This window comes from Wolbachia endosymbiont of Culex quinquefasciatus Pel, from assembly GCF_000073005.1.
Classification (GTDB): domain Bacteria; phylum Pseudomonadota; class Alphaproteobacteria; order Rickettsiales; family Anaplasmataceae; genus Wolbachia.
Window position 1 is genome coordinate 19,852 of the sequence record NC_010981.1, and the last position, 23,293, is coordinate 43,144.

At 33.3% G+C, this 23,293-nt stretch carries 18 protein-coding genes and 1 pseudogene; 9 read left to right on the forward strand and 10 right to left on the reverse strand.

Features of this window, described 5'->3' with window-relative positions:
* Positions 1-38 precede the first annotated feature (38 nt).
* The 3 genes from groL (at position 39) to WP_RS00135 (ending at position 3,439) form a co-directional block, all read left to right on the forward strand.
* The gene (gene groL, locus WP_RS00120; protein WP_007302814.1) at positions 39-1,697 is read left to right on the forward strand and encodes a chaperonin GroEL; all 1,659 of its coding nucleotides are present in this window, start codon (positions 39-41) and stop codon (positions 1,695-1,697) included.
* 201 nt (positions 1,698-1,898) lie between these two features.
* A protein-coding gene (locus WP_RS07005) for an IS630-like element ISWpi11 family transposase (RefSeq protein WP_076611713.1) occupies positions 1,899-2,758 on the forward strand; the annotation gives its coding sequence in 2 pieces (ribosomal slippage) (positions 1,899-2,223 and positions 2,223-2,758; 861 coding nt in all).
* Between the two features lie 177 nt (positions 2,759-2,935).
* Positions 2,936-3,439: a protein-disulfide reductase DsbD domain-containing protein gene (locus WP_RS00135; RefSeq protein WP_007302815.1), complete on the forward strand. Its 504-nt coding sequence runs from the start codon at positions 2,936-2,938 to the stop codon at positions 3,437-3,439.
* Between the two features lie 144 nt (positions 3,440-3,583).
* Here WP_RS00135 and WP_RS00140 read toward each other — a convergent pair whose 3' ends face one another.
* Positions 3,584-4,474, reverse strand: coding sequence for a hypothetical protein (locus tag WP_RS00140; RefSeq protein ID WP_007302816.1), 891 nt, complete (start codon positions 4,472-4,474; stop codon positions 3,584-3,586).
* 638 nt (positions 4,475-5,112) lie between these two features.
* Here WP_RS00140 and WP_RS00145 point away from each other — a divergent pair.
* On the forward strand, positions 5,113-6,450 hold the full coding sequence (locus WP_RS00145) for an alanine/glycine:cation symporter family protein (protein WP_007302817.1): 1,338 nt from the start codon (positions 5,113-5,115) through the stop codon (positions 6,448-6,450).
* A gap of 166 nt (positions 6,451-6,616) precedes the next feature.
* On the opposite strand, the pseudogene WP_RS07910 reads toward WP_RS00145, so the two are convergent.
* Positions 6,617-7,557, reverse strand: a pseudogene (locus WP_RS07910) (IS5 family transposase).
* Between the two features lie 355 nt (positions 7,558-7,912).
* On the opposite strand from WP_RS07910, the gene WP_RS00160 reads away from it, so the two are divergent.
* On the forward strand, positions 7,913-10,126 hold the full coding sequence (locus WP_RS00160; protein WP_012481723.1) for a hypothetical protein: 2,214 nt from the start codon (positions 7,913-7,915) through the stop codon (positions 10,124-10,126).
* On the opposite strand, the gene WP_RS00165 is transcribed toward WP_RS00160, so the two are convergent.
* From WP_RS00165 to WP_RS00180, 4 genes are all read right to left on the reverse strand, one after another.
* Positions 10,113-10,703 (reverse strand): Maf family nucleotide pyrophosphatase, encoded by a 591-nt coding sequence (locus WP_RS00165; protein ID WP_007302819.1) that lies wholly within the window; start codon positions 10,701-10,703, stop codon positions 10,113-10,115. The genes WP_RS00160 and WP_RS00165 overlap by 14 nt on opposite strands.
* Entirely contained in the window at positions 10,700-10,936 is a 237-nt protein-coding gene (gene infA, locus WP_RS00170) for a translation initiation factor IF-1 (protein ID WP_007302820.1), read from the reverse strand. The genes WP_RS00165 and infA overlap by 4 nt, the downstream gene beginning before the upstream one ends.
* A gap of 71 nt (positions 10,937-11,007) precedes the next feature.
* Positions 11,008-13,137 carry a hypothetical protein gene (locus WP_RS00175; RefSeq protein WP_007302821.1) on the reverse strand — a complete coding sequence of 710 codons (2,130 nt, stop codon included), beginning with the start codon at positions 13,135-13,137 and terminating at the stop codon, positions 11,008-11,010.
* Between the two features lie 158 nt (positions 13,138-13,295).
* Entirely contained in the window at positions 13,296-14,573 is a 1,278-nt protein-coding gene (locus WP_RS00180; RefSeq protein WP_007302822.1) for an adenylosuccinate synthase, read from the reverse strand.
* A gap of 179 nt (positions 14,574-14,752) precedes the next feature.
* On the opposite strand from WP_RS00180, the gene WP_RS00185 reads away from it, so the two are divergent.
* Entirely contained in the window at positions 14,753-16,285 is a 1,533-nt protein-coding gene (locus tag WP_RS00185; protein WP_007302823.1) for a hypothetical protein, read from the forward strand.
* A 371-nt stretch (positions 16,286-16,656) separates the two neighbouring features.
* On the opposite strand, the gene argB is transcribed toward WP_RS00185, so the two are convergent.
* On the reverse strand, positions 16,657-17,595 hold the full coding sequence (gene argB, locus WP_RS00190) for an acetylglutamate kinase (RefSeq protein ID WP_007302824.1): 939 nt from the start codon (positions 17,593-17,595) through the stop codon (positions 16,657-16,659).
* Positions 17,570-18,163, reverse strand: a complete 594-nt coding sequence (gene yihA, locus WP_RS00195) for a ribosome biogenesis GTP-binding protein YihA/YsxC (RefSeq protein WP_007302825.1) — start codon at positions 18,161-18,163, stop codon at positions 17,570-17,572. The genes argB and yihA overlap by 26 nt, the downstream gene beginning before the upstream one ends.
* Positions 18,164-18,276: 113 nt before the next feature.
* Here yihA and prfA point away from each other — a divergent pair, with 113 nt between their 5' ends.
* Together prfA and WP_RS00205 are read left to right on the forward strand one after the other, a co-directional pair.
* Positions 18,277-19,368, forward strand: a complete 1,092-nt coding sequence (prfA, locus tag WP_RS00200; RefSeq protein ID WP_007302826.1) for a peptide chain release factor 1 — start codon at positions 18,277-18,279, stop codon at positions 19,366-19,368.
* A 184-nt stretch (positions 19,369-19,552) separates the two neighbouring features.
* The gene (locus WP_RS00205) at positions 19,553-19,930 is read left to right on the forward strand and encodes a leucine-rich repeat domain-containing protein (protein WP_007302827.1); all 378 of its coding nucleotides are present in this window, start codon (positions 19,553-19,555) and stop codon (positions 19,928-19,930) included.
* 364 nt (positions 19,931-20,294) lie between these two features.
* Here the strand turns inward: WP_RS00205 and WP_RS00210 are convergent, their stop codons facing one another.
* Both WP_RS00210 and WP_RS00215 read right to left on the reverse strand, forming a co-directional pair.
* Positions 20,295-21,224, reverse strand: coding sequence for an AEC family transporter (locus WP_RS00210; RefSeq protein ID WP_007302828.1), 930 nt, complete (start codon positions 21,222-21,224; stop codon positions 20,295-20,297).
* A 253-nt stretch (positions 21,225-21,477) separates the two neighbouring features.
* Entirely contained in the window at positions 21,478-22,035 is a 558-nt protein-coding gene (locus WP_RS00215; protein ID WP_007302829.1) for a GNAT family N-acetyltransferase, read from the reverse strand.
* Between the two features lie 16 nt (positions 22,036-22,051).
* Here WP_RS00215 and WP_RS00220 point away from each other — a divergent pair, with 16 nt between their 5' ends.
* On the forward strand, positions 22,052-23,212 hold the full coding sequence (locus WP_RS00220) for a multidrug effflux MFS transporter (protein WP_007302830.1): 1,161 nt from the start codon (positions 22,052-22,054) through the stop codon (positions 23,210-23,212).
* Positions 23,213-23,293: the final 81 nt, after the last annotated feature.

Below are 23,293 nucleotides of genomic sequence, written 5' to 3' on the forward strand. Positions count from 1 at the left end.
ATATTCTAAATTTTTTATTAATTTAAGGAGTGATAAAAATGGCTAACATAGTAGTATCAGGCGAACAGTTGCAAGAAGCCTTTCGTGAAGTTGCAGCAATGGTTGACTCAACGGTGGGAGCAACTGCAGGGCCTAGGGGAAATACAATAGGAATTAGCAAGCCATATGGTGGACCAGAGGTCACAAAGGATGGCTATAAGGTAATGAAAGGTATAAAGCCTGAAAAACCATTACACTCTGCGATAGTAAGCACCATTGCTCAAAGTGCTTCTCAGTGTAATGACAAAGTTGGTGATGGTACCACAACATGCTCAATACTGACTAGCAATATGATAATGGAAGCTTCAAAGTCAATTGCAGCTGGAAATGATCGTATTTGTATCAAAAATGGAATACAGAAGGCAAAAGATGTGATATTAAAGGAAATTACATCAATGTCTCGCACAATTTCTTTAGAGAAAATGGATGAAGTTGCACAAGTTGCAATAATTTCTGCAAATGGTGATAAAGATATTGGTAATAGCATTGCTGATGCTGTTAAAAAGGTTGGAAAAGAAGGCGTCATCACTGTTGAAGAGAGTAAGGGTTCAAAAGAATTAGAAGTTGAACTTACAACTGGTATGCAGTTTGACCGTGGTTATCTCTCTCCATACTTTGTTACAAATAATGAAAAGATGAGCGTGGAGCTTGATGATCCATATTTGCTGATTACAGAAAAAAAACTTAATATTATTCAACCTTTACTTCCTATTCTTGAGGCTATTTTTAAGTCTGGTAAACCTTTGTTTATCATTGCAGAAGATGTTGAAGGTGAAGCATTAAGCACTTTAGTGATCAACAAATTACGTGGTCTAAAAGTTGCTGCAGTAAAAGCTCCAGGTTTTGGTGATAGGAGAAAGGAGATGCTCGAAGATATAGCAGCTTTAACAGGTGCTAAGTATGTCATAAAAGATGAGCTTGGAATCAAGATGGAAGATTTGACTCTTGAAGATCTTGGTACTGCTAAAAATGTTAAAATCACTAAAGACAATACCACAATTGTTAGTGAAGACAGCGACTGTGACAAACAAAACAGAGTAAATGCTAGAATTAACCAGATTAAATCTCAGATTGAAACTTCAACCTCTGATTATGACAAAGAAAAGCTAAGAGAGCGTTTAGCAAAACTATCAGGCGGCGTTGCTGTACTCAAAGTTGGTGGAGCAACTGAAGTAGAGGTAAAAGAACGTAGAGATAGAGTAGAAGATGCACTTCATGCAACAAGAGCTGCAATTGAAGAAGGGATAGTTCCAGGTGGAGGAGTTGCACTTCTTTACGCTGCATCTGCTCTTGATAAGCTAAAAGCTTCAAGCGATGAAGAGCAAATAGGTATCAACATTGTCAAAAAAGTTCTCAGTGCTCCAATCAAAAGATTGGTTAAAAATGCTGGTCTTGAATCTGCTGTTATAATTGACTATTTGATTAAGCAGAATGATAAAGAGCTTATATACAACGTTGAGGCTATGAACTACGCTAATGCATCAACAGCTGGTGTAATTGATCCGGCAAAAGTAGTTCGTATTGCTTTTGAAACGGCAGTGTCTGTAGCAAGCGCACTTATTACTACTGAATCTATGATAGTTGATCTACCAAACAAAGAAGAAAATGCTTCATCACCTATGGGTGCAGGAGCAATGGGCGGAATGGGTGGATTCTAAGTAAACAAGAGCCTTGGAGCAACTTGCTCCAAGGTATCTTTCTAGTTCTAAAAAGTCTTACATTTATAAAGGAAAGAAATTTGTGATTTTCTATGCAAAGCCACTACTATTTATATTTGTTACGTCTCTTTAATATTATATAGCTCTTTTCATAATAGTCCAAACGAGGTAAAATAAGTTTTTATAGTAGTGAAGGTAAGTATGCCAGCAGCATATAGTTATGATTTAAGAAAAAAAGCAATGGAAGTACTAGAAGAAGGGGAAAGGAGAGAAACAGTGGCAGCAAGATTTAAAATTGGAAAAACTACATTATGGGAGTGGCAGCAAAGAAAAAAAGAAACAGGAGATTTTCAGTCAAAAAAACTTGGAAATGTAGGTTATAATCACAAAATTACCGACAGGAATAAATTTACTGAATTTGCCAAAAAACATGGTGGAAAAACTCTATCGGAAATGGCTAAGCTTTGGGGCAATGTTAGTATCACAACGATCCATCGAGCTCTTAAAAAAATTGGACTCACACGCAAAAAAAGACATATGGATACAAAGAAAGGAACGAAGAAAAACGCGCTGAATTTTTGAAAATTATAGCAACAAAAGAACCTCAAAACTTAGTATATATAGATGAGTCTGGCATTGATAACACTGAGGACTACCCTTATGGATATTGCCAGAAGGGACAGCGCTTTTATGCTCTAAAATCTGGTAAAAAAATTCAACGAATCAGTATGATTGCAGCCTTAAACGGCAGAAAAATAGCTGTTCCGTTAACATTTGAAGGCCACTGTAATATGGATATCTTTAATAAATGGTTTGAGCAGTTCCTGACACCGATTTTGGAACCTGGACAAACTGTTATCCTTGATAATGCTACTTTTCATAAGTCTAATAAGATTACTGAACTTGCTAAAGGAGTTGGTGCAGAAATTTTATATCTACCGCCTTATTCTCCCGATTTTAACAAAATTGAGCATCATTGGTTTGCTATAAAAAACAGAGCTAGGAAAAACATCCCTCTATTCACATCTTTTCGTCATGCTGTTGATTCTGCTTTTCTATAAGCTTTTCGGACTATTATGAAAAGAGCTATAACTGCTTAAAAATAAAAAAATAATATATGAAAGTTATAATTGCTAGTATATTACTATTAGTATAATATTATATTAATAAATGATTTATATAATATTTTTATTATAATAGATAGAACTTAAATTATTTTCTTCATAAATAGAGTATTTATGAAAATACGTATATACTCAATCCTACTTTTACTTTTTTCTTGCACTCAATTGTGCGCTGAAGAAGAAGTTGCAAAATTTGATCTGCTCATTGGTAAGGTAAATAAAGCAAACCTTACCATTGAAGGCGCAATAAAGGTTACAATAAAACCAGGTTGGCATATATATTACAAAGACCCTGGAGATTTCGGCCTTCCTACTTCCTTTGACTGTCAGGGTAACATATCAAATATAGATATTCATTGGTCTACTCCCAAGGAACATGAAGATAAAGTTGGGGAAGTTACATTTGTTAGTAACATATATGAAGATATGGTGTTATTTCCCTTTAAAACTAATATCATTCCAAATCAGGAATATGTTGATATTAACTTTCATATAAAGTACGCAATATGTAAAGATAGGTGTATCCCTAAAAATGCCGAGATAAAAACCAGTCAACCACTAAAGGATTTTATGGATTCCGATATCAATAAACTCATAAATGAGTGGTATGAAAAATAGAGCTCCCAGCGAGCAAGTGATAGTTATACGATAGCTTAAAAATGTTATTCCTGTCCCTGAATTTTCCAATAAAGATCTTTCCAAAAATTTCGATCATGAAGCCTTTTGGTCCCCAAAAGGCTTCATTTCAATCAATAACGAAAATTATAACTTTGAAAGAGCTGCTTGCTTATTAACTCCTGTAGTGATTTGTATGCTTTCCACACTTGTTGAAGGATAAAATCCTTTTATTACTTCAGAGCCTTCTCGCTTTAAATATGACAATGCTTCATATAAAGGCTTCGCTTCATATTGTCTTCCTACTTTTACTTCTTTATTTGCAGCTAATTGCTCCCAAGTGACACCATTGCTTTCAATAAACTCTACAGCACCATTATCACTAATGATAATTTTCATTTCACACTCTTCTCCTTCAGCATACCAATTTAAAGTCATATAATATGAGCCGTTAGCTACTTCATAAATTCTTGTTCCATTCTCATCAACTCTGCAGCGTATTCCCCTTGTTTCACATTTGCTTTTACTAGGCAGCAATAATGTAATTCCATCTACACCATATTTTCTGCATATATCACTATTTAAAACATCAACCACATTTATTGATTTTGTAGGATCGCCAAGCATAATTCTGAGTGCAGGCTTAATCTTACCTTTCTTTCTACTTTCTTTAATTCCTATATATTCTAAAGTATTATCTTTTATACTTTCCTTTACATCTTTTGCAATTTTCTGAGCAATTGCACCTACGACATTTTTGCTATCGTACTTATTGGCATGTTTATATTCATACCTGCCATTAACCTCATATCTATACTTTTCCTGTCCTTCTTCATTGGAAAGTACAGTAGAAAAGTGTTTAAACCACTTTTCATCATCATCAATACTAACTTCTTCGTTCTTCTCTTCAGAATCGATAGTCACTTTACTACCTGGATTCACATTTTGAAAAAAATTATCTTTTAGGCGCAAATAAAAACGATTACTTTTATCAAAATAATCCTGATTATTAACTGCTTTTGGATTATCTACCACCATATTACCTCCACACATTAGCTATATAGAGGTATATATCAGTATTGACCTTCTAGGTCAACACTAAACAATAACGAAAACTATAGTTGTTTCTTTTCACCTGCTAAAGATTGTGCTTGTGCTCCATCTACACTTGTTGAAGGTTGCTTCTCAATATGTGTGATTTAGATATTCTCGTGCTTCATCACTATATTTAATGCTCTTGTAGCTTAAACTTCTTATCAACACCTTGCCTAAATGAAAATATTCCTATTTCTTGGAAAAATTTGTTATATTTACCTTGGTTACTGACTCTCATTTTTTATGATATATTTATCCTTAAGCGGTTAAATGGCTATTTTATAATGAATTTTGTCAGTAATCGCTAGTTTTTCTCCTGCTATGCAACAAAGCCCTCTGGCATCCAGATTAGACACTAAGTTGATAAGTATAAAAGCAGCTAACCTTATGTAAAAACACAATATTCCAGTGTTAAGCACTGGAATGACATTGTATGAACATTGTACCATATTACAATCAGTTGTGATTGGTATGACAAGATTAAGAGGTGCTAGAATAATGAAACCGAAGTCATACATAGAAAATAGGTTGGGTATTTTCAACTTTTGCTATATACTCAAGTAAAAATCTCTCTTTTACAGATGGATACAGTAAAGTTTGTTTTCTTACTGCCAACAATACTACTCATACTAGTTGCTGGTGTTTACCTATCGGTTAAACTAAAATGGTTACAGGTGTTTAGACTACCGTATGCCGTTTCACTTATTGGAGCTAAAAGAGGAGAAAATAAATTTTCTTCTATAGCCGCCCTGTTTACAATCTTAGGAGGAAATTTAGGAGTAGGAAACGTTTCAGGCACTGCTGTTGCTCTAAAAACCGGAGGACCAGGATCCATTTTATGGATGGCAATAATTATTGTTGTTACTTCTGTGATAAAATATGTTACTTGTTACCTAAGTATAAAAACCAGAAAAGAAAAAAATGGACGGTTTATAGGTGGACCTGTAGCCTACATGACTGATGCATTTAATTCTAGAAAAGCTACAGTTGTGTTTCTAGTTATTATGATGATGGTTTCAATAACAGTTGGTAACCTTGTTCAGGTAAATTCTCTATCAATACCACTCAGCATGGTAGATATACCTGTAGTCATTGGCGGCATTGTAATGGCCATAATATTTTTTGTTGTTGCAGCTCTCAGCTTAAAAAAAATTAAAATTTTTATATCGGCTATGATACCGATAATGACGGTAAGTTACCTCACACTTTGCGGTATCATATTATTTAAGTTTAGTGAAAATATTCTTCCTTCTCTAAAACTAATAACAAGCAATTTTTTTACAACTAGTAGCTTTAACTCTGGCTTATCTTTAGGTTTAATTTTAGAAATGTTGACTATTATTCAAGTAGGAACTCTGCGAGGTATTTTTGCAACAGATATAGGACTTGGCCTCGAAGGAATTGTACACTCCTCGATTACTCCTAAAAAAAATAACAATAAATTTATCATTGAACAAAGTCTAATCACAATAATATCTCCTTTTATAGTTGCACTCATAGTGTTCATTACAGCAATGGTACTGCTTGTCACAGATTCTTGGATTACTGATTTAGAGAGCACTAACATATGCATATTTGCTTTTAGAAAAGCTATGAATTGGCCCTATATTGACTATTTTATTATGACCATAATGTTTTGCTTTGCATTTACTACTATTTTTACTTGGTTTTTTTGTTCAAAACAAACAATACGCTATGTATCTATGGATAATAAATACACCAAAATCTGGACTGTAGTTTTTACCTTAATCATTCCATTTGGTGCAATTGGTGGAGTTAAGTTACTCTGGGATATCGCTGATATTTCAATTGCTGCTTTGCTACTCATAAACATACTTGCTATACTCAAGCTCACTTCTCAAGATCCAGAAGTATTTACTATGAGTAGCAAATACCTGAAGTTGCAAAAACAGAGCTAAAGCAATATTTTAAGTTGTCATCCCAGTCTGGAATCCAGCCTTTCATGAACTTCATCAAAAATTTTATGTTTTAACATAATACTTTTATGCTCACTAACTGAGTGCGACTGGATCCCAGTGGGCTTTGTTGCACAGCTCTTCGGATAGTGGGTAATGTATAATAAATTCATGAAGCTATATCAAACTTAGCCATGCCTATTTCAGTAAATTTGTTAAGCAAATAACACTTGAGTAGCAGTTCCTTCTCACGATTAATCTCAGATTTATTCCTAAAACTAAATCCAAATATTTGCTTCAGTCGCGAGAAAAAACTTTCTATATAAGATCTCTTCCAATAATTTATCTCTTTTTTCCACCTCTTCATACCATCTTCATCATATGACTTTATGAGCTTGATTGTAGAATTTCTCTCATTCATATAATCCAACTTTGGATGCTCTACTGCATTATTTTGCGGAGGAATCCTTGTCTTTATGTCAAGCTCATCGCACAGTTTGTATAACTTCTTTCGATCTATCTGCATATATCGTGCTTATGTTATACTTGGTATCCACTCTTTCAATAAGATCACAGGCTCCATAGTGGTCGGAATAAACTCCACTACTGTATTTTGCAGCTATAACTTTTTTACTACCTATCTCTAGCATTACATCTTGTTTGCTCATAGCGGCGATACTTTCTATCTGTACCATTTGCCTTACTATGGCTTGGAATATTATTGTAGATGCTGATACCTGTACTATCTATAGCAATTTCAATATCTTCCATATCGTTCTTATCAACTCTGCAGTCGTTGATTTTGATATTAAGCTTTTTAAACCTTCTTGAAGCCTGCGAATAGCTGATAATTTGCAAAATTTTCCCTATTTGCTCAAGATATTTCTCTATAAATCCCACTGTTTGCCTAAGACCAATCCTGAATAGATAGGTTATTATGTGAATTAGAATCACTACTTTGTCGCTGTAGACATTGTTGCCACCTGCTACTTTTGGACTATTTTCGTACCAATTTTCAATGGCATCGTTGATATAATGAAAAACATTTCCCCTTTCTTGAAGAAATTTGTTATATTCATTGCAGTTACTGACTTTCATTCTTATTGGCATATTTTTCCTTTGTCGGCTAAATATCTATTTTATAACAAATTCCATCAGTAACTGCCTGTTCTTTCCTTGAGTGGTGCAACAAAGCCATCCCAGTGTCACGCGCTGGAATGACATACTTTTTGGTGAAAATTACTCTTATATTATAACGTTTGTAGTTATGAATTTGACTATAGGATCAAGTCTAGAAAAATCTAGATTCCAGACTGGAATGACAACTTAAATTGCTTGATGTGAACATAAAATAGCTCATGTCATCACGTTAGCAATACAACTTCTTTAATAAAAACTAAATCAATTCCCGTAATAATTGTACTAGCTAAGGCTAAAAGGCAGAGGGTTATTAGTGAGGGAAAATATGAATACTCAAAGCACACAACAATATCATGAATTCATTCGAGGATTTTTTACTTTATTCGATGAAATAAAAAAGGAAGACGACCCAATTTATAATTCCAGAGTTGGTTTTAATGCAGTAAAGTTTCTAATAAAGCACTCCGTCTGGAATTTGGAGACAGATGAAGACAAAAATAAAGCTTATGAAGTTATTCTTCCAGAGCAGAACAAGATAAAGAAAGCCGAACAAAAGCTTGAAAGTGAAGTTAAAGCAAGGTTAAAAGAGTATGTTGATGATATCGCAGGAGTTTCAATATATGGCGATCACGCAAGTATTACACTGGGAGATGACAAAAAAGAGTTTAAAATCAGCGAGTTTTTAAATAGTGACTTTTGTCAGAAGAAAGGAATTTCGGGATTTTCAACGCTGCATAGTGATGGAAAGAGCGGAATGCACGGTTTTGTTGCCGAAGAAGGAGAGAAAAGAATAAGGCATTATGTTGTAACCGATGGTTCATATGAAATGACTTTGAATTGGCATGACAAAAATGGCAAAAAATGTACTATCAAAATCAAGATTGATAAAGATGGTGTAGATCTCACTGAACGTAATGGTGTTACTGAGGAACAATTAAAAGCAAACACAGATGTAAAAATAGGTGGCTTATTCCTATATCAAATACAATTCAAGGAGAAAGGACAAGAACAAGAGAATCAACAATCATCTGAAACTTTCATAGAAAATGATATTAGTAAAGGTGTTGGCGTTCAAGCTACTCAAGATCAAGAAGTTAAGTTTAAGCATGCAACGACTAGCACTACACATTCTAATAACGCATCTGCTAAAAAGATTCCACCGTCACTGCCAACTAGAACTAGTTCATTACCTAATAATCAGCAAAAAGGTGAGTATCAGCCAATACGGATTAATAGTGGAAATAACTACAATTCTCCATATTCTGATCATTCAAACAGTACTGCTTTCACCAAATCTGTAAGCCAAAATCAAAACGATAGGCAGTCTACATTTACTACGTTTGGATATACTGCATCTGGAAGCCGAAGATCAGATGAAAGTGAGCAAATATCTAATAATCGGCAAAAAGGTGGAATTTTTGATCCTACAACTAATGAAAGCACTGCAGCAGCACAAGACGTTGCATTCAAAAAAGTTAAAGGTGCATTTAAGTATGAAAACGCTAAAGAATCAAGCAATACTGGAAATAAGCAATCACTAAATGATGTAGCTTCGATTCTTGCATGGAAAGCAAAAAATGAGTTATTACGTAGTGCAAGTAAGTATGGTGAAGAATTTTCTGACTTCGAAGATGGTTGGAGCGATAACGAAGATGAGTATATAACGCTTTCAAAACCTCAATCAGATTATAAACAAGAAAAAGATTATCTTAGCGCTAAGGAAAACGAAGAAAGAGGAAACGATGAACAAAAAGAAACCGAACAAGAAAATGAATCGCTAGAATACAGCTCAACAGATATAAAAACAAACGATTCGGGCTATTCATCTCCAACTCACTCTAATCATGAACAATCTCGAGTAAATTCTGGACAGTTAAAAGCGAGCCTAATGAATGTTGAACAAAGAGATTATACCCTACTTACGGAATTTACCAGTAGGTTGGATAAAGAAACTCAGAAATTCCCGCTAAAACCAGTAAATCAAAAGAAAATGAGTGAACAAACAAAAGAACATTTATTAGCAGCTGGATTGCTAAAAGACAATGCAGCGGAGGAAGAAATAAACGACTCAGGTTACTCATCTCCAACTTACACTAGCCACGATAATTTTCAGGTAAATCCTGAACAATTAGAGAGGAAATTAGAAACCATTGAACCAAAAGATACATTGGAAAAATTGAATAAAGGATTGAGAGACCAGGCTACTAAAGATTTATTCTCAGAAAGTATGTTGAAAGAAGTAAAAGAAGGTAAAAAATATGACCCTGTACGTAAGTTATTAGAAAGAAAAGTAGCAGAACAAGAAAATGATAATACTAATCTGACTATAGACAAAAATAGCGAACTATATAAATTGCTAGAAAAAGATGCAGCACAACTGAAAGCTGGAATAGTAGAAGAGGAAAGAAAAGATACTTTAACAGAATGCAATGATAGTCCTGATCGCAATAGAATTGCATTAGCAAATAGAAATAGAATCTGGGCTAAACTTATTGCTGAAGAAAAACAAAAAAAGGACAGTGGTATTAGTATAGGTTAAAGTAATTACTTAGCAAGCAATTGGTTTCATGTAATGGTAACCCTATTACAGAAGAGTAAGAACCACGTAAAAATAATACAAACATTCCCGCAAGGCCTTGTATGTTGCATCCCCCTGCCCTGTTTTTCCACTCTTCTGATGCTAAATAATATTTAATTTCTTGTTCGCTGAGACGCTTAAATTTCACTATTGTAACTACAGTCCTAATATGCTGTTTAGATTGATCAGGAATTAATAAACACACACTGGTGTATACTCTATGCCTTCTTCCTGATAACAAGCGAACGCATTTTTCTGCTTGTTCAACGTTTTCAGCTTTGAGCAATATCCTTCTACCACAAGCAACAACTGTATCCACACCAAGCACAAAGTAATTTGGATTTGCACTTTGTATTTTCTCGGCTTTACTTTTTGCCATACGGATTGAGTAATCTTTTGGCAGTTCTTTCTTCAAAGGCGATTCATCTATATCTGCTGGCAAAACCAAACCTGGCTTAATATTTATTTGTTTGAGTAAGGCTACTCGCCTTTCTGATGATGAAGCAAGAATAAGATTATCTAGAGATTGTTCTATCACTTTAGCCTTTTTATTATCCTACCCTTTCTTGCATTCCTATCATAAATACTCATCTCAACTAACACTCTATCGCCTATAATAATACGTATTTTACTTCTTCTCACTCTTCCTGATACATGACAGATAATCTCATGTTCATTGTCCAGCTTCACTCTAAATTCTGCTGCAGGTAGTAAAGCAGTTACTGCCCCTTCCACTTCAAAAATTGTTTTTGATTTGTCTTCTTTTATCATTGTCGTATTATAATTTAATAATCTTTTTCAGTCTACTATAGATTTTAAATTATTATCAATACAGGAGATTTTTATACTCTACTTGAGTATTGCTCTTGCAACTTAACTCCAATCATCTCCTTAACAATGCAAGAGGAAAGCGAGCTACCTACGCTTCTACTCTCTACTACCTTCTCAATAGAAGTTATTTTAGAAGATAAATCATTATCACAATTTTCCTCATCGCTATCAAGTCCACTATCAAAACTTGAAGATCTGGATAACTCTGTCTTCTTTTGTGAGGCACTATCAGGCTCACTAAAAACGTTTCCTGCTAGAGTATAAAATTGATGATTGAAGCTTCTTTGTTCAATAGAACTCATGTTAGAAGATAAACCATTATCACTACCATATCCGCCATCAGAGCTTGAAGATCTGAGTAACGTCATCTTTTCTTCCAGTGGAACACAAGACTCATTATTAGTCTCATTAAAAATATTTCTTGTTGGAGTATAAAATTGATTATTGAGGCTTCTTTGTTCATCAGCATGAATTTTTTCTCCCAGTCCATCAGCTATTTCTACAACTTTATCATCCCATTCATTCTCACACTCTAGCTTGCTTCTTAACTCTTCAACTTCCCATGCTAGTTTGCATATCCCTTGTTCATAAGATTCCAATTGTGCTTTATACTCATCTTTCAACTCTTGCACTTGAAGTTTTAAATTGCTTATATACTGCTCCTTTTCCTTCATTATGTGTGCTGCTTCTTTTAATTTGTCTTCTAACTCCTTCTTTTCTGTATTAACACCTTTTAGCTTACCCTCTAGCTTTCCTTTTGCTTCACATACATTTTTAAGTTCTTGTGCTTTCTCTTGTAACTCTGCTAACACACTTGCTAACTTTTCATCTTTTTGTGCCAGTTCAGTTTGCAATTCCGTGTTTTTTCGCTCTTCTTTTCTAAAACTGTTTTGTAAATCAGTTATTTGTTGTGAAGCAATTTCTGGTTGAGTTTCAGTGTGCTGTAAATTGGCTTCCAATGCATTGCTATTAATAGAAGGAGAAGAAGGAAGGCTATTATCAGTATCAACTTTATGATCTAACTTCCCCTCTGGTTCCTTACCTTGATAAGCCACCATAGATTCATTGTAAAGATTAATAGGAGTAGCCCTATTCTCTTCTAGTGATTCCATTACAGCATCGTATAAGGAGAGACCTTGAATATATAATTCATCGTTTTGCTTTATTAATTCTAGAATCTCCTTCGATGAAACAAAATCTTCACCATTAAATTTTAGTATTTCAGTTATGCCATCTCTACTCACATTCATAATCATGGTACACATTCCTGATCCATCTTTTGCAGGCCAAGTGCTTGTCATTTCATAATATGCACCTTCTTTAAATTCATAATATCTTTTCTTATCTTTTTTACGAGCGTGTATTTCATGTTTTTTATTGCAATAGATATTCAGTTCTTTAATATCTTTCTCTTGCTGTAAAACGTCACTAATCTTTGTTGGCTCACTATTGTCGTAATGAGTAAGGTTAATATTCAAAACTTTATTATTATTGTCAATTTCTTCACAGTAAACTTGAAAGTCCTCTTTCCATTTTCCAAAATACCTACTTGCAACTTCTTTTCCTTCCTTTACTAACTCTATGTATTTACCTATATTTTTCTCAAAGTCCTCATTAACAGGCTTTTCTCTTTCTTTTACTGCTTGATCCACGTACATTCGCTTAAAATCATTATCACCTATTAGATCATTAAAACGCCAATTATCATAAGCTTTTTGTATATCAGCAAAGTCCATCTTTTCTCTCAAAAGCGCTAATAAGCTTATCTTATCTCTCAAATTTTCTAACTCACAATCGAGAAAATCATCGAAACTGCATAACTTTTTATACAGTTCCCTATCTTCTATAATTGAGCGAAGAAATTTCATTATAGTAAGGTTCTTAATGGAAGGCTCATTTTTTTCTGCATCATTAATATAGCTTTTGAGAAATTGAAATATACCAAGCCCATCACTATCTTGGACAAACTTCTCTCTATCATTAACACAATTGTTGCCTTGTGATGAACATAATCTATTATGCAATTTTTGCAAGTCATGTATTGACTTAACTACATATTCTGCAACTGACAGTTCTCTCGGCTGATCACTTGTTTTTTCCGCTCTTACTGCTTTGTCTCCCTTAGTCAAACCTGCAATCATAATACGCCTCCTTTAACTATGTTTATATTATAACAATCAACATGTATTTAAGAAAAATCACACTGCTCACTGTACGTTTACGCTGCTACTTTGCATAATAGATTGCTTGAAGTCACACAAGTATCGTTTTTTATTAGATAAAAGTTAACAAGACGTTTTCATAGATTTTTAAGCTTAATAACATCCTCTCTATTGGGACTAGTTGAAATTAGATGAATTGGTACACCTATTAATTCTTCTATTTTTCTCACATATTTCATCAAATTTGCAGGTAATTCCTTAACTGACCTTTTGCCTTGAGTTTTCTCTTTCCAACCAGGAAATTCTTCATATATTGGCTCTAATTCTTTTTGTATTGAATGTGATGCGGGTAAATAATCATACATTTTTCCGCCATACTTATAACCAGTGCCTATTTTAATAGTATCAAAAGAATCAAGAATATCTAATTTGGTTAATACAATGCTTGAAACTCCAGAGAGTTGTACGGCCTGGCGCACTAAAACTGCGTCAAACCATCCGCAGCGCCTTCTTCTATTGCTTACTGTTCCAAGTTCCTTACCTATAGAAAATAAGCTGTCTCCAATCTCGTTATTTTGTTCAGTAGGAAATGGACCATTACCCACTCTTGTTGTATACGCTTTTGCTACACCAATAATTTGAGCATTGTAGGATAATCCTGAGCCTGTTATCGCTTGCGATGCTACGGTATTACTTGAAGTAACAAAAGGGTAAGTTCCGTGGTCGATATCTAAAAATGCGCCTTGAGCGCCTTCAAATATTATTTTCTTACCTTCTTTCATAAAATCATTTAGTATCTTCCACACAGGTTTTTTATATAAAAGAATTTTTTCTGAAATCTCTTGAATTTCCTTTAATATTTCTTCTTTTTTAACTACCTGGTAGTTAAGTCCTTTTCTGATAGCATTATGGTAACTCAGGAGAGCATCCACTCTTTGATTGAGCTCATCTGTGTTTTCTAAGTCACAAAGGCGTATAGCTCTCCTGCCAACTTTATCTTCATAACATGGCCCTATCCCTTTGTTTGTTGTACCAATTTTGTGATTTCCGTTTAAATCTTCAAATAGCTTTTCCTTGTCCTTATGTACGCTAAGTATTAATGGACAGCTCTCGGATACCATCAAGTTGTTATAGTTTACGTCTACTCCTTTAACTTTCAATGACTCTATTTCTGAGACTAGAGCATGTGAATCAAGAGCAACACCGTTTCCTATAATAGATATTTTGTCCGCTCTCAAAACAGCAGAGGGCAGTAAATTTAATTTATAAACCTCATCATCTATTACTATAGTGTGCCCTGCATTATTTCCTCCCTGAAATCTCACAACTACATCTGCATTCTCAGAAAGATAATCTACTATTTTACCCTTGCCTTCGTCACCCCATTGCAGACCAACAATTACAATATTATTCATCACTATTTTCTAGATTAATACGTAAATATTAATGCAGCATGCTACAAATGAAAAGAGAAATCTACGCCTTTCCTATATCCCTAAAATAAAGAAATAGACTATCGACTTTTTTATATATTATAAAATTATTCATCATTATATGGTACAACTTACAGCATATTTATAGTAAGGTGTTAATTATGAAAGAGGCAAAGAAGAGTCCGGTAGTTAGATTAAAGGCCACAGCTAAAGAATTCAATTTTAGTAAATTAAGAGCAGATCAAGATAATAAATTAGCGAATTCCGGTGAAACAATGTTCTTAGATTTTCAAAGAATGAATTTTATTATTAATGAAAAAGAAATAGATAAAAATTTTATTATTGCATTTAAGGAAGGAGCTAAAGATTATAAAAATGAGATTTTTAACCGTGATAATTTTGATAACCTCTCTGAAGAAGGTAAAGCTTTTATGGAACCAGTACTTAAGGAGCTTGATCAAGATAGACTATCTGAAGTTTGGGAAAATCATTGTAATAGCCCTACAGTTGCTGATGAAAAAAAAATTGATGAATATAGAAAGGAATTTGAGAGATTTTATAACGCAGGGAGAAGCTCTTATCATCTATTCTCCAAAAAAGATTACCGTGCATTAGCAAAGGAAATTTTCAAGGAAATGTTCAGGTACGCTGGGGCAGAAGTTCCAAGTAATGCTATTTTAGAAGAGCTAGTCACCAATTGTAATCAAGCAGGGTATGAAGCTGGTATATTTAATGAATCTCATGCAGCACTCAGTAGTTGTAGCTTGATTCCACATAGTCCTAAAAAAGCGCTAAACATTTACTGCACTGATCACAACCACATAAAAGTGAAGTCTGATATGGCAATGCCTATAACCACGCTTAACAATCCAAAAGAGAAAATATGTGACCTATCCAGCTCATTAGAATTCACACTTGAATCTCAAGATAGCAAAAATGGTATAATATATAAAGAAGGTAAGTTATCACTTACTATTCCTGAAGAGCTAAAAAACTATAAAGATAATGGCAAGAGCTTGTTTGACATTATTAAAGAATATTTTCAGAAATTCTGTGCAGAACTAGGATTTAAATATGAGACAAAAATACAAATAGAGCATGACTTAGGTACTCAAATCAAAGTAAATAACTATTTAGATGGTACGATATCAACCATAGGATCAGATGCAAATGAAGAATTTATTAATCTTTTAAGCAAAAACCTCAGAGAGAAGTTATTGGAATCAGGAGTTGCTCTAGGAGGTGAAGACGTTGATGATATTATTGAAGTCAGAGTATCTGCAGTTATGGATCTACTGCGTGATTATACTAAATTAGAAGATAATAAAGAAAACAGAGAGTTATTAATAAGTGAAGTAGCAGATAATTTAGGGCTTTCCACTCAAGATAAAACAGCATCAGAAGTATTGATGGAATTAAACTCTTTACCTTCTTCGATAAAAGGTCAGGTTAATCATAATCAAGTGCAGTTTGTTGTAAATATTTTTACCAATTTAATTGTTGAAGGAAAAAGCGAAGTATACAAAGAAAAAAATGCAATTAATGCAATTGATGCAATTCATCAGAAGATAGATAAGGCAATTGTTGAGCAAGAAAAAAGAGCAACCAACAAACAAGATATAGAAAATGATAAATGGACAGATAAAATAAAAAAACAGAGATTATCTATGGAATCACATGGGCATTTGCATTAAAGATACTGTGTACAGAGGCGTAGTATGCTCAATTTTCGCCTTTCATTTAAAGCACTCAAATTGATCAAACACACTCAATCGAAAGCGTTTGTAGATTCGATATCTTGAGTAACTTGATGCAGAGAGAATTGTATACCTTAGTCAACTTTTCTAGCGGTATCCATAAGGTAAATCATTATTTGAGTGTTACACCCAAGCCCTCTTTATTTTCCTCTGTTATCAAGCTAAAAATACCATTTGGTTTCATTATGTATACGAAACTATTATGCTTGCAAGAAAAAAAAACCTAAAAAACTGGAAAAGAGAATAGGAATTTGACATAAGCTATTCCCAAATTTTCAATGTTCATATGGTTATAAGCAGTACAGCTATTAATCATCCATTATTGATATACCTGAATTATTCTCAGTAAATAAATCAAGTATAATGTTAGGTACTCTACCGTCAACTATGTGAACAACCCCTGCACATTCTTCTACCATTTTAGTATATGACATAAGCCTTTCAACAAATTTTTCTCCTTTAATTTTTCCACAATCAATCGATTCTTTTAAATTTTTAATCAAGACTCTTCCATTGCCAACTTTGTTTATTTCTTCATCTGTATCACTCAAGATTATCATTTTAGATGCGTAAACTGCAAGTGCAATTGCACTTGCAGTGCTATCAGTATCAATATGATATGTTTCTCCATTTTTTCCATAACCGATAGGTGCAATAACTGGTATAGAATCTGATTCTTCAATAAAGAATAATATATCAGGATTGATTTCAGTTGGTCTACCGATAAATCCCATGTCTAGTATTTTTTCAATATTATTTAATCTATTTTCCCTAAGCGTAGTGCTTATCTTTTCAGCTTTTATGAGGTTGCCATCTTTTCCACATAGTCCAATAGCTGAACCACCAGCAGAATTTATATGCTGAACAATTTTTTTATTAATTGAACCACACAGTGCCATTTCAATGATTTTCATAGTGCTTTTGTCTGTAAGTCTGACACCATTTATAAACTTATCATTCATATCTAGCATTTTTAACACTAAGTTAATTTCATATTCTCCGTCATGAACTACTACCGGATTTATACCAAGCTGTTTCAACAGAACAACATTATGCGCAAAAGCACTAAGCAGCGTTTCATCTGAGATTATTACACTGCTGCATTTGATGATAAAAGTTTCGCCTACAAATTTAGGTATGTTAGACAGAACTTCAAATAATATTTCTGTTTTTTCCTTCAATGGCATCTTACCATTTAAAGATTCATCACTTTTCATTTTTTTATCTTGTAAATTTGAAAAACTCATCTCTTACCTTGGTGATTTTATGCTTAACACGAATGCTTATTTGATGAATTGATACATGTTCATTATTAACCCACTTTTGAGTATTTTCTAGAATAGCATTTAGACTTTCCTGATTCACTTTATCTATTTTTGTTAGCACAATATTAAAGTTAATATTATTACATATTAACCAATAAACAAAGTCTTTGTCTATTTCTTTTAATCCTACCTTGCTATCTATAAGCACAAACACTCTTTTTAGATTTCTCCTGTGAATTAGATAGTACTCAATTAGGTTTAAGTATTGTACTGCTTCTTCCTTGCTTGCACAAGAATAGCCATAACCCGGTAGGTCGACAATCCTAAACTTATCATTGTACATAGAGTAAAAATTTATTTGTCTAGTGCATCCAGGTTTAGAAGAAACTCTTGCAGCTTTTTTGCTGTTTATCAGCAAGTTGATTAAACTTGATTTTCCTACGTTTGATCTACCAGCAAATGCAATCTCTGGAGCCGACTCATCTGGTAATGATTTTTTGTCTGAAGCTCCAAATATGAAGCTGCAGATTGATGTTATCTGTTTTGCCATTATACTTAGGTAGAAATATTCGAGACAATTATAGTGTTATTGCTTGATATAAGAAATTTTTTATTTCAGTATATATTACTTACTTAAACAGCTGAAAACTAGACCTGTACTATATGGATATAGAGAATAATTTACAAGACTTAAAAAAAAAGTTTTCTGATGTAGAGAGAAATCTGGAAAACCCTACCAATTTGAGTCAAAAAGAATTCGTTAGTTTTTCAAAGGAATACTCTGAACTCAGACCAATTATCGAGATAATCGATGAATATAATATATTAAAAGAGGAAATTTCAGATTTAGAAGAAATCATGAAAGATGAGAACAGCGATGGTGATATAAAAGAGTTAGCAAAAGAAGAACTTCTTGAGAAGCAAAAGATAGTATTACCGAAAGTAAAAGCAAAACTAAAGTTGGCATTATTACCCAAAGATGAAGATGACTCAAGAAATGCAATATTAGAAATTAGAGCAGGCACAGGCGGAGAAGAAGCAGCATTATTTGCAGCGATGTTATTTCGTATGTATCAAAAATATGCAGAAAGAAGAAATTGGAAGTTTGAGCCAATAAGTATTTCTAATACAGGTATAGGTGGCTATAAGGAAGCTTCTGCACTCATTAATGGAACAGAAGTTTTTGCAAGACTGAAATTTGAGTCAGGGGTGCACAGAGTACAAAGAGTGCCAGAAACTGAATCCTCAGGAAGATTGCACACTTCCGCAGCTACTGTTGCAATATTACCTGAAGTAGAAGAGGTTGACTTTGAAATAGAAGAAAAAGATTTACGCATAGATGTTTATAGATCCAGTGGTCCTGGAGGGCAATCAGTGAATACAACTGACAGCGCAGTAAGGGTCACCCACTTGCCAACAGGGATAGTTGTAATACAGCAAGATGAAAAATCGCAGCACAAAAATAAGGCTAAAGCGCTCAAAGTGTTGAGAGCAAGGCTATACGAAATTGAAAGACAAAAAAAAGAAATGGAAAGGTCAACAATGAGGAAAAGCCAAATTGGTTCTGGAGATCGCTCTGAACGTATAAGAACTTATAACTTTCCACAATCAAGAATAACAGATCATAGAATTAATCTCACTTCACATCGACTAGAACAGATTATAAAAGAAGGTGAACTAGATGAATTTATTGAGGCATTGATTTCACGAAATGAAGCAGAAAGGTTGACTGGAGGGGGTAATGTTACTTTTTGATGGAAATTTGAAACAAAGCATAGGTATCAGGTTAAAAAGAAGTAAAGTTAGTTGTTCATAAGGTTGACAATTATTTAAATTTATGCTATAATTAGCAGCTCTATAACTTACAGAAACCATGGAAGTTGACTTTAATCAATATGTTAATAGTAACACCTTAGAGTTAAATAATCTATATGTATATATGGAAAAGCTAGTAAACTTTTTACAGAAAAAGCAAAATATTACAAGCTTGACTTTATCTAATTGTTATATTGATGCTCAGTGCGGAGAAGTTTTAAATGAAGCATTAGAGAATATTAATCTTCCAAATATTACTGAGTGTAAATTAACTTCTAGCATTATTGGCGCAGAAGGCTCAATAGCAATCACTAAATTGTTAAAGAATGGTAACTTTCCAAATCTTATTAAACTTGATTTAATTTCTAATGATATTGATGTTGAAAGTGGAATAATATTAATGAGTGCGCTAAGGGGTAGTAGTTTTTCAAATATTAAAGAATTTAATTTACTTTATGACAACGTCTGCAACGAAGGCATAGCAGCATTACGTGAATCATAGAACAACAATATGCTTCCAAATCTTATTAAGTTTAGTTTTCCCTTTAGTATTACTAATGATAACAAAGATATGGAAATGTCAAACGAATACCTATTCGGTTAATAGCATCATATAGAAAAAGGCAAGTTACATTTATTTGTTGCTGCTCATAGAACATCCAAATTCAACTATAGACCTGCTAAAAGGTGTAGGAAATCTTACTGCTATTGACATTATTGCGAAAATTCCATCAATTGATAACTTCCTATTCTGTGTAAAAAAATAAGAAAGGAGAGGAAAAAAAGGATTAGTTTCTTTTATGATTATCCAAGAAGTCTAGTCTAAATTCAAGTTTTGTGAATAGGCCTAGCGCTTAAATTTTTGATTAAAAAGGGACAAGTTTAGTAAAAAATAATGATATTATAAGTGGAACATAAAATAGTCCCACTGCAGTACTAATTAGGAGCAATAAAGTAGCTTTATCTGGTTGGTAATTTAAAATATTAGCAAGTATTATACTGGATCCAGAAATTGGAATAATAGCCAGTAACATCAGTGCTTTATAGATGCTTTCATCATATATACCTGTAACATGCTTGTCTAGTAAGACAATTCCCAAAACAAATAACGGCCAGAATATGTACTTTGCTACAATAGTGGTCAAAGCAAGCTTCCAATCTACTTTAAAATTTGTAATTTGTGCAATACTTATTCCAAGCAGCACCATTCCTAATGTGATAAATGTACTTCTGATATTTATCATAACATCCGTCAAAAAAGTGGGTATTTGTATATCATATATACTTAAAAAGAAGCCTAGAATCATCGCATATAATGAAGGAAGTTTGAGTAACTTTAATATGCATTCTTTTGCAGTATAGATACCATTTGCAGCTATATAAAATCCCAAGCTATTTTCAAATAGTGCCATTCCTATGTAACAGACAACATACACAGACACTGAATCTTCATCAAATAAAGCCATGGCAATCGGTAGACCAAAATAACCCATGCTTGTGCTGCCCGAGCTAAACGCTAATATGTTTCTCGTGTTGTCCTTAAATAAAAAAGAAGAAAGATAATACACTGATAAGGACATAGTACTACCTATAAACCATATCAAAATCGGCAGAGAAATTACTTTTAAATTAACTTCTGTATGAGATACTCCGTATAAAATCACTATTGGATTAGCTATATAAAAGAGTATTTGAGATATAGTATTTCTATCAATTTTAAGATATCTTCCTGCTAAGTAACCAATAAGTATTGTAATGTAAATAGGTAATATTTTGAGGAAAAGAGTGAAGAACATACTAGCCTATTGTGATATCTTTGCTGATAAAGTGATATTAGATTTTAAGGTATTGTAAAAGCAAGTAAAATTTATTTTCCAATTAATCAAGTTCATAGTTAGTTAAAAAAGATTCACTGAGTGCCAAAATTTGTTCTTATATAGGACTTAATAATGATATTTTTATGACTAAATTATGTTAAGTTTGTATAAAGCTCCTTGTATATTTTTATAAGCCACTTTTAGTAATTTAGGTAGATTGTTGAAAAAACACTCATCTTGAATGGTTCTCAGGAATTCTTGCCTTAATCATTAAAATCGCACTATTACTTTCCATAATTTTTTTAAAGCCAACTTTTTCGTAAACACGGATTGCACAAACATTTGCTATACCTGGGTCGACAAAGGCATTCTCATAAACTTTAAAGACAAATTTGTTTAAAAATATATTCAAAGCTTGTGAACCAACTCCTTTACCTACATAATTCAGCTCTCCGATATACCAGTCTATAGCAGCACAACTTTCTGGAAGTTCTAAAGTGTTATAGATCTGTTTAGGTGGGAAATCATGTTTGTTGTAATATTGAATATAACCAATATCAACCCCATCACAATTAATAATGAATGCGTGCATTGGTTTTTCAATAATTTGTGTCTTAAATTTCAAACGTTTGAATCCTTTAACGTAGTTGCTATATTTTTTCTCAATTAACTCTGGTGTCCAATTTATATCCGTATCCCACCACTTCTTTATATGGGGCATTTCTACCCATTTTAATAATAGTGAAAAATGTTCTTCTTTCAACGCTTTAAATGTGATATTTTTATTCATTAATTAAAGATTTTAAGTGTTACTACCGTTTTTATTAATTCTATCTCTAATTGCTAAGTTCATTGAAATTGATATTTCTGTACCTAGTTTTCCTGATATAGTACTCTATTTTAACGTACCGGAAGGCACAATTCAATTAACTATTGCTTATAATTTTTTAGGCGTTTGCATAGGAGGGTTATTTTTTGGTCCATTGTCTGAATGCTATGGCAGAAGAAGGATGATGATCATAGGCAACACTTTGCTACTCATCGGTGCTGTTGGCTGTGTTTTTGCGCTGTCAGTTTCTTGGCTTTTAATCTCTCGCTTTATTCAAGGCATTGGTGTTAGCACATCTGTAGTTGTGTTTGCAATTATTGCAGACAGCTATAAAGGCAACGAAGCAGTAAAATTTATTGGAATCATGAATTCTATTATCACAGTTCTCATAGCAATTGCACCAGTATTAGGCAGTTTCATCAACAAAATTGTTGGGTGGCGTGGTAACTATGCAAGTGTTGCAATACTTTGTTTCATCTCTTGGGTTTTGCTGCTTTTTCTGTTACCAGAAACAAAAAAGGACCGTGATATTTTTAGTCTAAAAAAAATGATGAAAGACTATAAAAAATTATTATCAAGTTCAAAATTTATGGTGTTGTCTTTGGCACAGAGCCTTTTTTCTGCGGCTTATATGTCATTCATTACTTGTGGCCCTTTTTTGTATATGGAAACTTTTGGTTTATCCAGCACTATTTATGCGCTACATCAAGGTGCAATGGTTGGGTCTTTCTCACTAATTAGCCTGTTTTCCAGTAAGATCTTAAAGAAACTTGGAGCAATTTGGTGTGTAATTTCCGGTACAGGCGTAATTGCTATTGGATCCCTATCACTTTTAATATTCAGTATAATCATGCCCAGTGCTTACTACTTAGTAACGCTGTCTATGGTTATTTTTTGTATTGGCTGTGGAATTTGTCAAGCAGTCATTTTCAATGCATCATTAAATATTTTCCCTGAAATGAAAGGCACAACTTCTTCTGCAATTTCATTTATTAGAGCTTCTATCATGGCTATTTTTATCGGCTTAACAAGCTACGTTTACGATGGTCAAGCAACCAGTGTAGCTATTCTTGTTTTTTTTGCAGTAGTTCTAATTTACTGTCTATTTATTGTTTTCAAGGTCTGGAAAAATCTATAATCACCATATAGATCCTTCTCATTTCTAGTTATTGCGGTAATATGTATTGTAACTTTGCTGGCTGCTCTAGATGTATCTCTT

Bases quoted from the DNA above. Each gene is read 5' to 3' on its own strand.
- WP_RS00205 (WP_007302827.1), top strand. From the start codon at position 19,553: ATGGAAAAGCTAGTAAACTTTTTACAGAAAAAGCAAAATATTACAAGC.
- WP_RS00185 (WP_007302823.1), top strand. From the start codon at position 14,753: ATGAAAGAGGCAAAGAAGAGTCCGGTAGTTAGATTAAAGGCCACAGCT.
- WP_RS00180 (WP_007302822.1), bottom strand. From the start codon at position 14,573: ATGAATAATATTGTAATTGTTGGTCTGCAATGGGGTGACGAAGGCAAG.
- argB (WP_007302824.1), bottom strand. From the start codon at position 17,595: ATGAGTTTTTCAAATTTACAAGATAAAAAAATGAAAAGTGATGAATCT.
- yihA (WP_007302825.1), bottom strand. From the start codon at position 18,163: ATGGCAAAACAGATAACATCAATCTGCAGCTTCATATTTGGAGCTTCA.
- infA (WP_007302820.1), bottom strand. From the start codon at position 10,936: ATGATAAAAGAAGACAAATCAAAAACAATTTTTGAAGTGGAAGGGGCA.
- WP_RS00145 (WP_007302817.1), top strand. From the start codon at position 5,113: ATGGATACAGTAAAGTTTGTTTTCTTACTGCCAACAATACTACTCATA.
- WP_RS00210 (WP_007302828.1), bottom strand. From the start codon at position 21,224: ATGTTCTTCACTCTTTTCCTCAAAATATTACCTATTTACATTACAATA.
- WP_RS00175 (WP_007302821.1), bottom strand. From the start codon at position 13,137: ATGATTGCAGGTTTGACTAAGGGAGACAAAGCAGTAAGAGCGGAAAAA.
- WP_RS00140 (WP_007302816.1), bottom strand. From the start codon at position 4,474: ATGGTGGTAGATAATCCAAAAGCAGTTAATAATCAGGATTATTTTGAT.
- WP_RS00160 (WP_012481723.1), top strand. From the start codon at position 7,913: ATGAATACTCAAAGCACACAACAATATCATGAATTCATTCGAGGATTT.
- prfA (WP_007302826.1), top strand. From the start codon at position 18,277: ATGGATATAGAGAATAATTTACAAGACTTAAAAAAAAAGTTTTCTGAT.
- WP_RS00135 (WP_007302815.1), top strand. From the start codon at position 2,936: ATGAAAATACGTATATACTCAATCCTACTTTTACTTTTTTCTTGCACT.
- WP_RS00215 (WP_007302829.1), bottom strand. From the start codon at position 22,035: ATGAATAAAAATATCACATTTAAAGCGTTGAAAGAAGAACATTTTTCA.
- groL (WP_007302814.1), top strand. From the start codon at position 39: ATGGCTAACATAGTAGTATCAGGCGAACAGTTGCAAGAAGCCTTTCGT.